The organism is Mycobacterium sp. (genome assembly GCF_052143115.1).
In the GTDB taxonomy this organism is placed as follows: domain Bacteria; phylum Actinomycetota; class Actinomycetes; order Mycobacteriales; family Mycobacteriaceae; genus Mycobacterium.
The window spans coordinates 1-12,244 of record NZ_JBKQTQ010000216.1; the positions used below are offsets into that span (position 1 = coordinate 1).

Here is a 12,244-nt window from a genome sequence, read left to right on the forward strand (position 1 = left end):
GAGGGCTCGTCATCGGCACCGGCGCGCACCGGCTCGTCGTGCGCAGGATGCTGAAACGCATTGCGGCGACGGCGCTCTCCGGGACCGAGGCCGATTACACGGACGTCTTCGACGCCCCGATCCTGCACGGCGATGTGCGAACCGCCGAGCAGGCGCTGCGCGACGCGGTGGGCGATGAACCGGGCGCAGGCGGAAGCCTCGTGCTGTGGATCCACCGCCGCGTACTGAGACTTCGCCTGGGCCCGTATTCCTCGCCGGATCACATCATCGGCTGGCCGATCGTGCGTTCGGATCGCGATGAGATCGTGCTGACGGCGGGCGGGCCGCTCATGCGCGGCCAGCTGACGCTGCGGCGCCAGGACGGTCGCGCCACGCTCATCACCCGCGTGCATTACCGCCACAAGATCGCCGCCCGAACGGTGTGGGCCATGGTCGGCCCGCTGCATCGGGCCGTGGCACCACGACTGGTGGAGCGCAGCGCCCGCCGTGGCCTCACCCGGATGGCCGGACACTGAAACGCATTGCGGCAGTGCGACCGTCGGAACGAACGGCGTCCCTGCGCTGCGACGCGCTCCGTCCACCCGGCGGCCTCCGCGCGGACCGCGCGATCGGCATCGCCGCGCCGCCGGCGATCGTGTTCTCCTGGTTGTGCCAGCTGCGCGCCGCGCCTTACAGCTACGACATCCTCGACAACCTCGGCCGCCGCAGTCCTCGGAAACGCGACCCCGAATTGGCTCACCTGCGGGTCGGTCAGCGGTTCATGACGATCTTCGCGCTGCAGTCATTCGTCGACGGCGAGCAGATCACGTTGCGGTCCAAGGGGGTTGCGGTCACGTACGCGGTCCGTCCCGAGGGCGCGGGCTCGCGGCTTCACGTGCGCGTGCTGTTCGGCGGGCCGCGGCTGCTCGCTCGCGTTCTTGCCCTCGGCGACCTGGTCATGATGCGAAAACAACTGCTCACGCTCAAGTCGCTGGCCGAGCACGAAGCGACGGTGTTAACATAATTTTGCAGTAAACTGCAGTATTGCGTATGACTGCACACTATGGTTACGATGACTCGATGACCACGACGGCAGCGCTGCCAGTGAACGAGTTCATGAACGACCCGATCGGCTTCTTCGGCCAGTCCTACACCCAAATGCACAGCATTCCCCGGCCCGAGCTCGAAGAGCTGCAACGCCGGGCCATGGGCATCCGCTTCCGGGAGCATTACCAAACCATCGAGATGCTGCGCAAACTCGCCGACCGGCTCGGCATCACGGCTCTCAATGAATTCAATGACGTTGTGCCGCTATTCTTTTCGCACACAGCCTTCAAGTCGTACCCGGCGGTACTCGTCGACAAGAAGCGCTTCGACCTGATGACCAAGTGGCTCGACAAGCTCACCAGTTACGACCTGTCCGGCGTGGACGCCGCCGGCTGCACCGGGATCGACGACTGGATCGACCGACTCGACCAGCAGACTCCGCTGGAAGTGATCACCTCCAGCGGCACCACCGGCACCATCTCGATCCTGCCCAAAGACAAGTGCGGCGCACGGGACGGCATGACGCTGTGGAAGATCTGCCTGTTCCAAACCTTCGGCCAAGAGCCGACCGAGCGGGAACTGAACCCGTCGGTGGATGTGGTGTGGCCGAACTTCGCCAACGGCAAGCTCGGTCATCTGCGCATTGCCAACATGATCAAAGGTGGCTTCACCGGCGGCGACGAAAGCAAATTCCATGCCCTCTACCCCTTCGCGGTGGACACCGATCTGATGTTCCTAGCCTCCAAGATGCGGGCCGCGGCGTCCTGCGGTGAGCTCGACCGGCTGCAGATCGATCCCGCGCTTGCCGCGCGCAAGGACGAGTTCATCGCGATGCAGGCACGCCAGCCTCAGGACATGGACGCGTTCTTCAGCCGCATCACCGAGCAGCTGCGCGGCAAGCGGGTGTTCATGCTCGGCACCTACCACCTGATGTACGACATCGCCAAGGCGGGTCTCGACCGTGGCGTGCGTAATGTCTTCGCTGCCGACTCGGCGATCCTCACCGGCGGTGGGATGAAAGGCGTTGCGCTGCTGGATGATTTCATGGACATCATCAAGGACTTCCTGGGCGTCGACCGCATCCAGGTCGGTTACGGCTTCTCCGAGTCCAGCACGTTCCACTGGGGTTGCAGCGAGGGCCGCTACCACGTGGCGCCATGGGTGATCCCCTTCGTGCTCGATCCGGAGACCAGCGAGCCACTTCCCCGCACCGGTGTGCAGACCGGCCGAGCCGCCGTCTACGACATCCTGCTGCGCGGCCACTGGGGCGGCGTCATCTCCGGCGACGAAGTCACGATCAATTGGGACCTGCAGTGTCCGTGTGGACAGGCCAGCGTTGCCTTCGAGCCCGGCATCATGCGCTACAGCGAGAAGCAGGGCGTGGAAGATGACCGGATCACCTGCGCCGCAACACATGAGGTGCACAACGAGGCAGTGAACTTCATGAAGGGGCTGGATCTGTGATCGCCTACACCGTCCCGCTGTTCCTGCGGGGCAGAGTCGTCACCGAAGACCTCGTACCGTTCGATACCCGAGTCGGTGCCGCACAGTTCCAGGCGCCGGACATGAGCAAGTACGTCGAGCAACTGCCACTCAAAAGTCCGGCAGCAATGAGCGACCTCTACGAGTTGAGCTTCGACGAGATCCTCGACGTGCTCGAGGCGCTCGGCAACGCGTTGGACTTCGACACCAACACTCACCTGCAGGAGGCCTACGAAGCCTCGCTGGTGGCCAATGTGCTGCCGGCCGAGATGCTGCAAAACAGCTATCGCGTGCTGGGGCCGCTGTTCTCACGGGACAACGTCACCGAAATCGCGGACACCCAGGTCGGGCTGGACTACCTCAACGGATGGGTCCCGCACAAACTGCGCGATGGCCGGGAACTACGCGTGCGCGCCTTCGGATCCCGAGTGCTGCATATCCCTGCCGGCAACGGCGGATTGGTTTCGGCGGTGACCATTCTGCGTTCGGTGATCACCCGATCGGACGTGATCATCAAGGCGCCGTCCAATGATCCGCTTACCGCGGTGGCCATCGCCCGGACATTGGCCGACGTCGCGCCGAACCACCCGATCACCAAACATCTGGCCGTCGGATACTGGAAAGGCGGCGATCTGGCGGTCGAGGAAACCCTCTACCAGCCGCAGCACATCGAAAAGATCGTGGCGTGGGGCGGGCTTGCCTCAGTCAAACACGTAACCCGTTACATCCAGCCCGGTTTGGAGCTCATCGCGCTGGACCCCAAACGCAGCGCCACCATCATTGGCCATCAGGCGTTCGACGACGAGGCCACGACACGCGAGGTGGCCCGCCGCGCCGCAACCGACATCGGCGTCGCGAACCAGGAAGGGTGCGCCAACGCGCGAGTCATCTATGTGCTCAGCGGAACCGACGCCGACGGTATCGCGAAAGCAAACCGGCTCGGCGAATTGATCTATCAAGAGTTGATGGCGCTGCCCGCCGTTGTCAGCACCCCGCCGCGCTACCCGAACCGCGAGCTGCTCGACCACGTGGAGGCCTCACGAATGACCGAGGACTTCTATCGCGTGATCGGCGGCGAGCACCGCGAGGGCGCGATCGTCGTCTCGCAGTTCGACGAGGCCGTCGACTATTCGCCGATGTTGTCCGGACGAGTCGCCAATATCGTGCCGGTGGACAAGATCGGCAAGGTGACCGCCGCGGTGAACGCCTACACCCAGACCATCGGCATCTATCCTGAATCCCTCAAGCGCCGGCTCCGAGATACGTTGCCGCTGTTCGGTGCCCAACGACTGACCAGCCTGGGCTACGCGTGCAACGTTGCGATCGCCGCACCCCAGGACGCCATGGAGCCGATCCGGCGAATGTGCAAGTGGGTCGTCGACGAGGAATGCGACGCCAGCGTCGTCATCCCATTGTGGAAGCTGACACCAGCGTGACCGACTCGCGCAGCGCCCTGCACGTCGTTGAAGGCATTGACCTGTCGGGCAAGGTATGTGTGGTCACCGGAGCTTCGTCGGGGCTGGGCCGCGAGTCGGCGCGGGCGCTGGCCACCGCAGGGGCGCAAGTGATTTTGGCCGCGCGCAACTCCGAGGCGCTCACCGAGGCGGCCCGGTGGATAGCCGCTGAGGTGCCCGACGCGCAAACCTCGACGGTGCACCTCGACCTCACCTCGCTGGCCACTGTGCGCGCCGCGGCCACCGAAATCACCGAGCTCACGCCGGTGATTCATGTCCTGATGAACAATGCCGGCGTCATGTTCACGCCGTTTGGCCGCACTCAGGACGGCTTCGAAATGCAGATCGGAACAAACCATTTCGGCCACTTCGAACTCACCCGGCTGCTTATTCCGCAGCTCGCCGCCGCAGCGGGCGCCCGAGTCGTCATCCTGTCGTCCGGGGGCCACGTCTTAGGCGACGTGGACTTGGACGATCCCAATTGGCAGCATCGCGAGTACGACAAGTTCGTCGCCTACGGCGCTTCCAAGACGGCGAATATCCTGCACGCGAAAGAAGCAGACCGACGTCTGTGCGAGTTGGGAATCCGCGCGTACGCCGTGCATCCCGGCACGGTGGCCACTTCGCTGGCGCGGTACATGTCCCGATCGGACTTCTCTCAACTTCGCAAATACGCCGCCGCCAGCAGCGCCGCGCGCGGCGAATCGACCGACGGCTACCTGGACTTCACCACGCCCGAACACGGTGCGGCCACCCAAGTGTGGGCCGCGGTAAGTCCTGAGCTGGCCGACCAGGGTGGGCTCTACCTCGAGGACTGCCGAGTCGGCGAAACTGGCGCACCCTACGCACGCGACACCGAGCGCGCCGCGGAGCTGTGGACGCTCTCCGAGAAGTTTTGTGCCGCATCGTGAACAGAATGGAACGGCGAAAGCTCGAGGTGCGCGAGAAGATCCTCGCGGCTGCCTTCGATCTGTTTCTCGCCCAGGGCGTTGCGGCCACCACTATCGAGGAGATCTGCGAGCGGGCCGACGTGGCCAATCGAACGTTCTTCAACCACTTTGCCACCCGTCAGGACATGATTCGCGCATTGGCCCAGCGGCGGCTGGACAACCTGCACGGTGTGTTCTTCGACCGCGGCGACGAAGCGATCCCGGCGCGTCTTGTCGGTGTGTTCGACGACATCGGCGCGGCGCTGGTCAAATCCGGTGACACCTACCGCGAAATGATCGGCGAAATGCTTGCCACCGGCGGCTACGCCATCCAGCGCGGATTCAACCTGCACGACACTTTCGTCGAACTCGTCAAAGAGGGCGTCGCCCGCGGCGAGATCAGCACGCGCCACACACCGGAAACGTTGGCCGACATCATCGTTGGTGCGCTGTCCGGCGGCATCGTGAACTGGACCGTCGACCGGACGTATTCCTTGGAGACTAACCTGCACGACCTCGCGGTGGCGCTGGCCGAATTGCTCTCCGCATGATCAGCGCTCGCTAAGCGGAGGAACTTCGCCGTCGAACAGAATTCTCAGCAGGCTCTCGCTGTGCGCGGCGGTGACAAACAGTTCGTCGTACCGCCTCCCGCCGATGCAGACGTTGGTGGGTAGCGATCCTGCCGGCAAACCGATTTCGCCGACGCGCCGGCCCCACGTATCGACGACGCCGATCCGGTCAGCGGCAGTCAGGGCAACCCAGTAGTCGCCGTGGGCGCTCACCGTCATCCCGTCGGGCCAGCCGTCGTCGAAAGTGTGCACAATCTCTGGTGCACCGACTGCCCCGTCGGGTGAGATGACGTACGACAGCAATTGCGACGACAGCGTCGCCGTAACAAGCAACCTCGAACCATCGCGGTCAAAGCCCAGCCCGTTGACGAACACCGGTCCGTCGTCGATGACCACTCGGGTATCACCCGAGTCAACGTCGGTCGAGTAGACGTGGCCAGGCAGCCCCGCGTCGGGAGTGCTGATGTCAAACTGCGCGCGGGTGTCGGTGATCCACAGCCGCCCGTCCGGGCCGAACGTCAGATCGTTCGGCGCTCCCAGCCCCTCGACGAGGTAGTCGACATGCGAACCGGTGATCACCTGAACACCCGGCTCGGCAGTACCGCTGGCACCCCAGGTGCCGCCGTTTTGCGCCACATACAACGTCCCGTCGCCGCTGCACGCCAAGCCGTTTGGCCCGCCGCCGGTGTCGATGCGTTCCAGCGCACCGTCGCGCGGATCGACGATGTAGACACAGCCGTGGCTGATCGACGTCAGCGCCACACGGTCATCGGGAAGCCACACCGGCCCCTCGGTAAAGCCCAGTCCATCTGCGATGACGTCGATGTGCATGCTTACGGCTCCGGCTCAGGTTCTGGCAGCGGCGTCCAGTCGGCCGAGAGACGCGAGCTGAACCGTGGCGGCCGCCGTTCGAGGAAGGCGGAGACTCCTTCGCGAGCATCGTCGCTGCCCATCACCCGATGGTGCAGCTGCGTTTCCAGCTCCGCAACCTGTCGCGGGGTGTACCCGTTGATCGCGGTGTCCCACAGCAGTCGCTTACACAGCGCCGCCGACATCGGCGCCACGTTGGTCACGATGTCGCGGGCCATCTCCATCGCATGATCGAGTACCTGCGTGGCGGGTAGCGCTTTGTTGGCGATGCCGAACGCGGTGGCCTCGGCCCCATTGAAGGTCCGTCCGGTCAACAGCACCTCGGCAGCCACGCCCAGGTTTGTCAGGTGTGCCAATGTCCAGTGCGACATGCAGTTGGGCATCACTCCCCGACGGACTTGCACCACACCATATTTGGCGTGATCGGCGACGATGCGGATATCTGCCTGCAGCGCGATGGTCAGGCCTATTCCAATGGCGTGGCCGTTGACTGCGGCGATCACCGGCTTGCGCAATTCGAAAGGTGCCGGGTCGATCGGCGACGCAGAGAACGTGGTGTCGTCCCCCGGGGCGTCGAACGGTGAGGCGCTGCCCGAGAAATCCGCCCCAGCGCAGAACGCCCGGCCCGCACCGGTCACCACGATGGCCCGGACATCGTCGTCCTCGTCGCAGTCCCGGTACGCCCGGCTCAGCAGCGTGCCCATCTCTGCGGTGTAGGCGTTGAGATGCTCGGGGCGATTGAGTGTGATCACCGCCACACCCGCATCGACCTCGACTGCCACCGGATGCACGCGTCGAAGTACACCACGCCACGCTGCGCTCAGCGCGTGGTTTCCAGTTTCATTAGCCTGGTTTTCGGGCATGCAAAGCGAGATGGATGGTGGCGATGGCACGGACTGACAACGACAGCTGGGACATCACCGAAAGCGTCGGCGCGACGGCGCTCGGTGTGGCCATGGCGCGCGCCGCTGAATCCGATTACGACTGTCCCCTGTTCACCGACCGCTACGCGCAATTCTTCATCGACGCCGCAATCGACCGCGGGTGGGAGCCGTCGGCGGTGACCGAACGACAGCGGATCTTCAAAGGCTATGCCGCGGTGCGCACCAAGTGGTTCGACGAATACTTCATCGCCGCCGGCGCCAACGGCATCGACCAGGCCGTGATTCTGGCCGCGGGACTGGACGCCCGGGCCTGGCGACTGCCGTGGGTGCACGGCAGCGTCGTTTATGAGATCGACCAGCCGCAGGTGTTGGCGTTCAAGGCTGAAACACTCGCCGCACGAGGCGCTCGACCCACTATCAGGTATCAGACCGTGCCGATCGATTTGCGGGCGGATTGGCCGACAGCATTGCGCGAAGCCGGTTTTGATCCGTCGACGCCGACGGCGTGGTCTGCCGAAGGCCTGTTGCCCTACTTGCCGGCGGCCGGGCAGGATCTGTTGTTCGAGCGGGTCGCGACGCTCAGCGCCAACGGCAGCCGGATCGCGGCCGAGGCCCTGAGCCCGAGCTTCTTCGATCCGGAATACCTCGAGCGACGCCGCCAATTCTTAAGCCAGACTGGCGAGACAAGCGTGCCGGACCATGCCGAGCTGTGGTATCTCGAGGAACGCACCGACCTCACGCAGTGGCTGACCGAACGCCGCTGGAAGGTCAGGGCGATCGAGGCCATGAAGCTGATGCAACGCTACGACCGGCCGCCGGAGGGCGGGTTGAAAGATCTTGCGCCGCGCAGCGTCTTCATCGAGGCCCGGCTGAACGGCGAATTCGTCTAGCAGGTTACTCCGAGAGCTGGAATTCGATCACCGCCGCAACGGAATCCACCGCGTCGCCCAGGGCGGCAAGCCGTTCGGCGGCCGACGGCGCGGCCAGCACGGAGTAGCGGTCAGCCGGGCCGATGGGAACGCGCGACGCCAATGCGTACAGCCGCAGACCGGGATCGACGGTGTCAGCGTCGCTACCCAGTACCACAGCCCGATCTGGCAACAAGACATTGCGGGCGGCCGCGATCCGCTCGAACAACGCCATCACCCGATCTTCGAGCTCTTCCAGCTGGTCTGCGGTCACCGATTCGCCCGGTTCGTCTGGCCAGGCCTGCACCATCGCCCGCGGATAGGGATCGTCGGGCAACCAGTCGCACACCCGGATCCGTTCGCCCGTCCGGCAACGCAGCATGAACCGACCCGAGCCGGCGAGGTCCACGCATTCGGTGATCCTGGCCACCGTCCCGACGTCGCAGCGAACATCGCCGCCGCCGACCTCGCGGCCCTGGGAAATCAGCACAACACCGAAACGAGGATCGTCGTCGCGCATGCAGTCCCGTACCAGCGCGGTGTAGCGAGGCTCGAAGATTTGCATCGGCAGACCCTCATCGGGCAGCAGCGCCGACTGGAGAGGGAACATCGCCATCAGGGCGGATTCGGCCGCTGACACCATTAGATATCCAGCTCACCGACCAGCGCGTCGACAACGGCGCGCAGATCCCCGTCGTGCTCCTCGACGACCCGCCGCTGTCGCTGATATGACGCGCCGAGCCGCCAGATATCGGCCACCGAGGCCAACTCGTCGACGCAATGCAGCGACTTCGCAACCGGCTCAAGGCGATTCAGCAGGTCGGGCAGGTCATCGGTGACCAACCGCTCATTGCTTTCGGCGTCGAGAATGATCACCGCATCCAACCCGTAACGCGCTGCACGCCATTTGTTTTCCTGAACATGCCAGGGCGGCATGGTCGGCAGCGGCTCACCGGCGTCGAGCCGATGGTCGAGGTCGACGATCAGACAATGCGTCAACGCCACCAGCGCGCCCAGCTCGCGAAGGTTGGACACACCGTCGCAGATCCGCACCTCGAGAGTGCCGAGATGCGGTGAAGGCCTGATGTCCCAACGGATCTCGTTCATGTGGTCGATGATGCCGGTCTTTTTCTGGTCGTAGACGAAACCTTCGAACTGCGCCCAGGACTGGAAGTGAAACGGCAACCCGGCGGTGGGTAACTGCTGAAACATCATCGCCCGGTTGCTGGCGTACCCGGTGTCCTCCCCACCCCACCACGGCGACGACGCCGACAGCGCCAGCAGGTGCGGGTAGTAGTTGAGCAGTGCCGTCATGATCGGCATCACCTTGTGCGCCGAGGAGATTCCGACATGAACGTGCACACCCCAGATCAACATCTGCCGGCCCCACCACTGGGTGCGCTTGATCAGCTCGGCGTACCGCGGTGCGTCGGTGAGCTTTTGGGTGGACCACCGCGCGAACGGGTGCGTGCCCGCGGAGAACAGTTCCATGCCACGGTCCCGGACGATCCGCCGAGCGGGCGTCAGCGTCTCGCGCAGATCCTCCATCGCCTGCGCAGTGCAGTCACACACACCGCTGACGATCTCGACGGTGTTGCGCAGCAATTCCTTGTGCACGCGCGGGTTTTCGCCGATCTCGGCGATCACCGCGGTGGCCTCGTTGCTCAGATCACGCGTCTGCGCGTCGACGAGCGCGAACTCCCACTCCACCCCGATCGTCGGCCGGGGTGAGCCGTCGAAGTCGATATGGGCACTTGCCCTGCTGGTCGGCGCGCTAGCCGGCACCAATGACACCGCACGCCACCCGCTTGCCGGCGTCACCGGTGGACATCGTGGTCTGGTCGGGGCCCGGTGACCCATTGACCTGGGTGTAACGATCCGCCGGAATGTTGCCGAAGTTGTCGGCTCCCGCGTGAATGACGATCGCGGTTCCCTTGCCGGTCAGCAGATCGTCCTTGGTGAACGCGTCGGTGGTCGTCACCAACAACGCTGCGCCGTCCTTGCGGACCTGCAGTGAGGTCAGGTCCCCGCTCATGGGATCACCGGTATGCCCCGGCGCCTGGTAATGCCCACCGGCAGACAAGAAGTCGCCCGGCTCACCGCCAGCCGGCGGAACCGAGTTGGCCTCACACTTGCCCACCGAGTGGATGTGGACGCCATGAAAACCGGGGCTCAGTCGACCCTCACCGGTCGTCTCGACGGTGATCGTCACATAGCCGTCCGCGAACTCGAACTTGGCTGTCGCCACCTTGGCGCCGTCAGGCGCGATCAGGTGGGTGGTCAGGCTCTCCGGTGCCACCGGCCCACCCTTCTGTTGGGTCCCCGACGGAGACGGCGACCCGGTCCAGATCGACGGCGTGGTCCCGGGGGCGGTCGCCGGTGGCTGGTTCGGCTTGCACGAGCTCAACAACGCGACCGAAGCGACGAGCGGAACCAATGCGATGGCGGCGGCGACTTTCCGGCGCGTGGCGGGCTTAACCATGGGGAGAGCCTATCCCGGCGACGATGCGGGCCGGAACGGCCCGCGGTGGGGCACCCCCAGCCGCGTAGCGGCGAGGGGGCGAGTGGGATCATCGGCCTCCCGCCCGGCGACGATGCGGGCCGGAACGGCCCGCGGAGCAGCGGGCTGCCGCTACTTGGACCGGTACGGCGGCGCTGGATTTCTTGTCGGAGCCGGCTGGCATAATCGAATGTATGTTCGATCAGGCGTCGTCGGCGGTGTTGGTGGAGCGCATCGCTGCGGCGGCGCGGGCGGAAAACCAGGCGGCCGGGCAGCGGCTGGCGGTGATCGGCGAGCTCGACGTGATGCGGTTGCGTGAGGTCGGCCAGCGCGAAACCTGGTGCACCGACACCCAGGAAGCGGTGGCGGCTGAGGTGGCTGCGGCGTTGAGCGTCACCCAGGCGCTGGCCGCGAGCTATCTGTATTACTCGCGCGCGATGCGGTTGCGGCTGCCGCGAGTCGGGGCGCTGCTGCGGGCCGGGGACATCGACTATCGAATGTTCCAGACGATCGTCTACCGCACCGATTTGATCACCGAACCCGGCGTGATGGCCGCCGTCGATGCCCAACTGGCCGCCAAGGCGGCCCGGTGGCCGGGCATGACCCAGGGCCGGCTGGCCGCTCAGGTGGACCGGATCGTGGCCCGCGCCGACGGTGATGCGCTGCGCCGCCGGCGCGAACGCCAGGCCGGTCGGGAAGTGTCGATCTGGGACAGCGGCGAGGGCCTGACCGAAATCTTCGGCCGGCTGATCACCACCGACGCCCACGCCGTGGACGCGCGACTCGACACGCTGGCCGCCAGCGTGTGTGCCGGCGATCCACGCACCCGCAACCAACGCCGCGCCGACGCCATGGGCGCCTTAGCCGCCGGCGCCGACCGGCTCGCCTGTCGCTGCGCACGGCCCGACTGCCCCGCCGGCGCCACACCACCACCGGTGCCGGTAGTGATTCACGTCATCGCCGAGGCGGCCAGCCTCGAGGGCACCGCAACCACCCCGGCCTCGATGATCGGCGCCGACGCCCTCATCCCCGCCGAGCTGATCGCCGACCTGGCCCACTCGGCCACCCGGCGGCCACTGGTGCACCCCAGCGACGCCCCGCCAGAAGCCGGCTACACACCGTCGCAGGCATTGGCGGACTTTGTCCGCTGCCGGGATCTGACCTGCCGATTCCCTGGCTGCGATCGACCCGCGCGGCACTGCGACCTCGACCACACGATCGCCTACGCCGACGGCGGCCCCACCCACGCCTCCAACCTCACCTGCCTATGCCGCCAACACCACTTGATCAAAACCTTCTGGGGCTGGCACGACCACCAACTCCCCGACGGCACCCTGATCTGGACAGCACCCTCCGGACAGACCTACATCACCACCCCTGGCAGTGCACTGCTATTCCCCACCCTGTGCACGCCGACCGGCCAGCTGGCCCCACCCCAGCCCCCACCGACCGGCTCACGCTGCGACCGCGCCGCCATGATGCCCCAACGCCGACACACCCGCGCCCAAAACCGGGCCAACTACATCACCAGCCAACGCCGACACAACCGCCAAGCACGCCAAGCCGCATCCTGCGGCCCCGCACCCCCCGCCGCCGACGACGAGCCGCCGCCCTTCTGATAT

12 protein-coding genes and 1 pseudogene are annotated in these 12,244 nt (G+C 65.6%); 8 read left to right on the plus strand and 5 right to left on the minus strand.

What is annotated here, in order from left to right; all coding sequences use genetic code 11:
- The 6 genes and pseudogenes from ACLQI9_RS21900 to ACLQI9_RS21925 form a co-directional block, all read left to right on the plus strand.
- Positions 1 to 515 (plus strand): annotated as a pseudogene (locus ACLQI9_RS21900) (hypothetical protein); the annotation flags it as partial.
- A gap of 14 nt (positions 516 to 529) precedes the next feature.
- On the plus strand, positions 530 to 1,003 hold the full coding sequence (locus tag ACLQI9_RS21905) for a hypothetical protein (protein ID WP_442392183.1): 474 nt from the start codon (positions 530 to 532) through the stop codon (positions 1,001 to 1,003).
- Between the two features lie 56 nt (positions 1,004 to 1,059).
- Positions 1,060 to 2,490: a hypothetical protein gene (locus ACLQI9_RS21910; protein ID WP_442392184.1), complete on the plus strand. Its 1,431-nt coding sequence runs from the start codon at positions 1,060 to 1,062 to the stop codon at positions 2,488 to 2,490.
- On the plus strand, positions 2,487 to 3,944 hold the full coding sequence (locus tag ACLQI9_RS21915) for an acyl-CoA reductase (protein WP_442378254.1): 1,458 nt from the start codon (positions 2,487 to 2,489) through the stop codon (positions 3,942 to 3,944). Before ACLQI9_RS21910 ends, ACLQI9_RS21915 begins: the two co-directional genes overlap by 4 nt.
- Positions 3,896 to 4,873, plus strand: a complete 978-nt coding sequence (locus ACLQI9_RS21920) for an SDR family NAD(P)-dependent oxidoreductase (RefSeq protein WP_442392185.1) — start codon at positions 3,896 to 3,898, stop codon at positions 4,871 to 4,873. Before ACLQI9_RS21915 ends, ACLQI9_RS21920 begins: the two co-directional genes overlap by 49 nt.
- 5 nt (positions 4,874 to 4,878) lie before the next feature.
- Complete coding sequence (locus ACLQI9_RS21925) at positions 4,879 to 5,442, plus strand: TetR/AcrR family transcriptional regulator (RefSeq protein ID WP_442392186.1); 564 nt, start codon at positions 4,879 to 4,881, stop codon at positions 5,440 to 5,442.
- Here ACLQI9_RS21925 and ACLQI9_RS21930 read toward each other — a convergent pair whose 3' ends face one another.
- Together ACLQI9_RS21930 and ACLQI9_RS21935 are read right to left on the minus strand one after the other, a co-directional pair.
- Positions 5,443 to 6,291: an SMP-30/gluconolactonase/LRE family protein gene (locus ACLQI9_RS21930; protein ID WP_442392187.1), complete on the minus strand. Its 849-nt coding sequence runs from the start codon at positions 6,289 to 6,291 to the stop codon at positions 5,443 to 5,445. It lies immediately after the preceding gene.
- 2 nt (positions 6,292 to 6,293) lie between these two features.
- The gene (locus ACLQI9_RS21935; protein WP_442392188.1) at positions 6,294 to 7,121 is read right to left on the minus strand and encodes an enoyl-CoA hydratase-related protein; all 828 of its coding nucleotides are present in this window, start codon (positions 7,119 to 7,121) and stop codon (positions 6,294 to 6,296) included.
- 95 nt (positions 7,122 to 7,216) lie between these two features.
- Between ACLQI9_RS21935 and ACLQI9_RS21940 the strand changes: the two genes are divergently transcribed.
- Positions 7,217 to 8,104, plus strand: a complete 888-nt coding sequence (locus ACLQI9_RS21940; protein ID WP_442378259.1) for an SAM-dependent methyltransferase — start codon at positions 7,217 to 7,219, stop codon at positions 8,102 to 8,104.
- 4 nt (positions 8,105 to 8,108) lie between these two features.
- On the opposite strand, the gene ACLQI9_RS21945 is transcribed toward ACLQI9_RS21940, so the two are convergent.
- From ACLQI9_RS21945 to sodC, 3 genes are read right to left on the minus strand one after another with little or no spacing between them, the layout of a single operon-like run.
- Positions 8,109 to 8,765 carry an LON peptidase substrate-binding domain-containing protein gene (locus ACLQI9_RS21945; RefSeq protein ID WP_442378260.1) on the minus strand — a complete coding sequence of 219 codons (657 nt, stop codon included), beginning with the start codon at positions 8,763 to 8,765 and terminating at the stop codon, positions 8,109 to 8,111.
- Positions 8,765 to 9,916, minus strand: coding sequence for a glutamate--cysteine ligase (locus ACLQI9_RS21950; protein ID WP_442378261.1), 1,152 nt, complete (start codon positions 9,914 to 9,916; stop codon positions 8,765 to 8,767). The genes ACLQI9_RS21945 and ACLQI9_RS21950 overlap by 1 nt, the downstream gene beginning before the upstream one ends.
- Positions 9,897 to 10,604: a superoxide dismutase[Cu-Zn] gene (sodC, locus tag ACLQI9_RS21955; RefSeq protein ID WP_442378262.1), complete on the minus strand. Its 708-nt coding sequence runs from the start codon at positions 10,602 to 10,604 to the stop codon at positions 9,897 to 9,899. Before sodC ends, ACLQI9_RS21950 begins: the two co-directional genes overlap by 20 nt.
- Positions 10,605 to 10,816: 212 nt before the next feature.
- On the opposite strand from sodC, the gene ACLQI9_RS21960 reads away from it, so the two are divergent.
- Entirely contained in the window at positions 10,817 to 12,241 is a 1,425-nt protein-coding gene (locus ACLQI9_RS21960; protein ID WP_442392189.1) for an HNH endonuclease signature motif containing protein, read from the plus strand.
- Positions 12,242 to 12,244: the final 3 nt, after the last annotated feature.

What these genes read in the sequence shown, in the direction of transcription:
- ACLQI9_RS21910 (WP_442392184.1), top strand. Translation starts at nt 1,060, where the DNA reads ATGACCACGACGGCAGCGCTGCCAGTGAACGAGTTCATGAACGACCCG.
- ACLQI9_RS21920 (WP_442392185.1), top strand. Translation starts at nt 3,896, where the DNA reads ATGCGACGCCAGCGTCGTCATCCCATTGTGGAAGCTGACACCAGCGTG.
- ACLQI9_RS21925 (WP_442392186.1), top strand. Translation starts at nt 4,879, where the DNA reads ATGGAACGGCGAAAGCTCGAGGTGCGCGAGAAGATCCTCGCGGCTGCC.
- ACLQI9_RS21930 (WP_442392187.1), bottom strand. Translation starts at nt 6,291, where the DNA reads ATGCACATCGACGTCATCGCAGATGGACTGGGCTTTACCGAGGGGCCG.
- ACLQI9_RS21940 (WP_442378259.1), top strand. Translation starts at nt 7,217, where the DNA reads ATGGCACGGACTGACAACGACAGCTGGGACATCACCGAAAGCGTCGGC.
- ACLQI9_RS21945 (WP_442378260.1), bottom strand. Translation starts at nt 8,765, where the DNA reads ATGGTGTCAGCGGCCGAATCCGCCCTGATGGCGATGTTCCCTCTCCAG.
- sodC (WP_442378262.1), bottom strand. Translation starts at nt 10,604, where the DNA reads ATGGTTAAGCCCGCCACGCGCCGGAAAGTCGCCGCCGCCATCGCATTG.
- ACLQI9_RS21960 (WP_442392189.1), top strand. Translation starts at nt 10,817, where the DNA reads ATGTTCGATCAGGCGTCGTCGGCGGTGTTGGTGGAGCGCATCGCTGCG.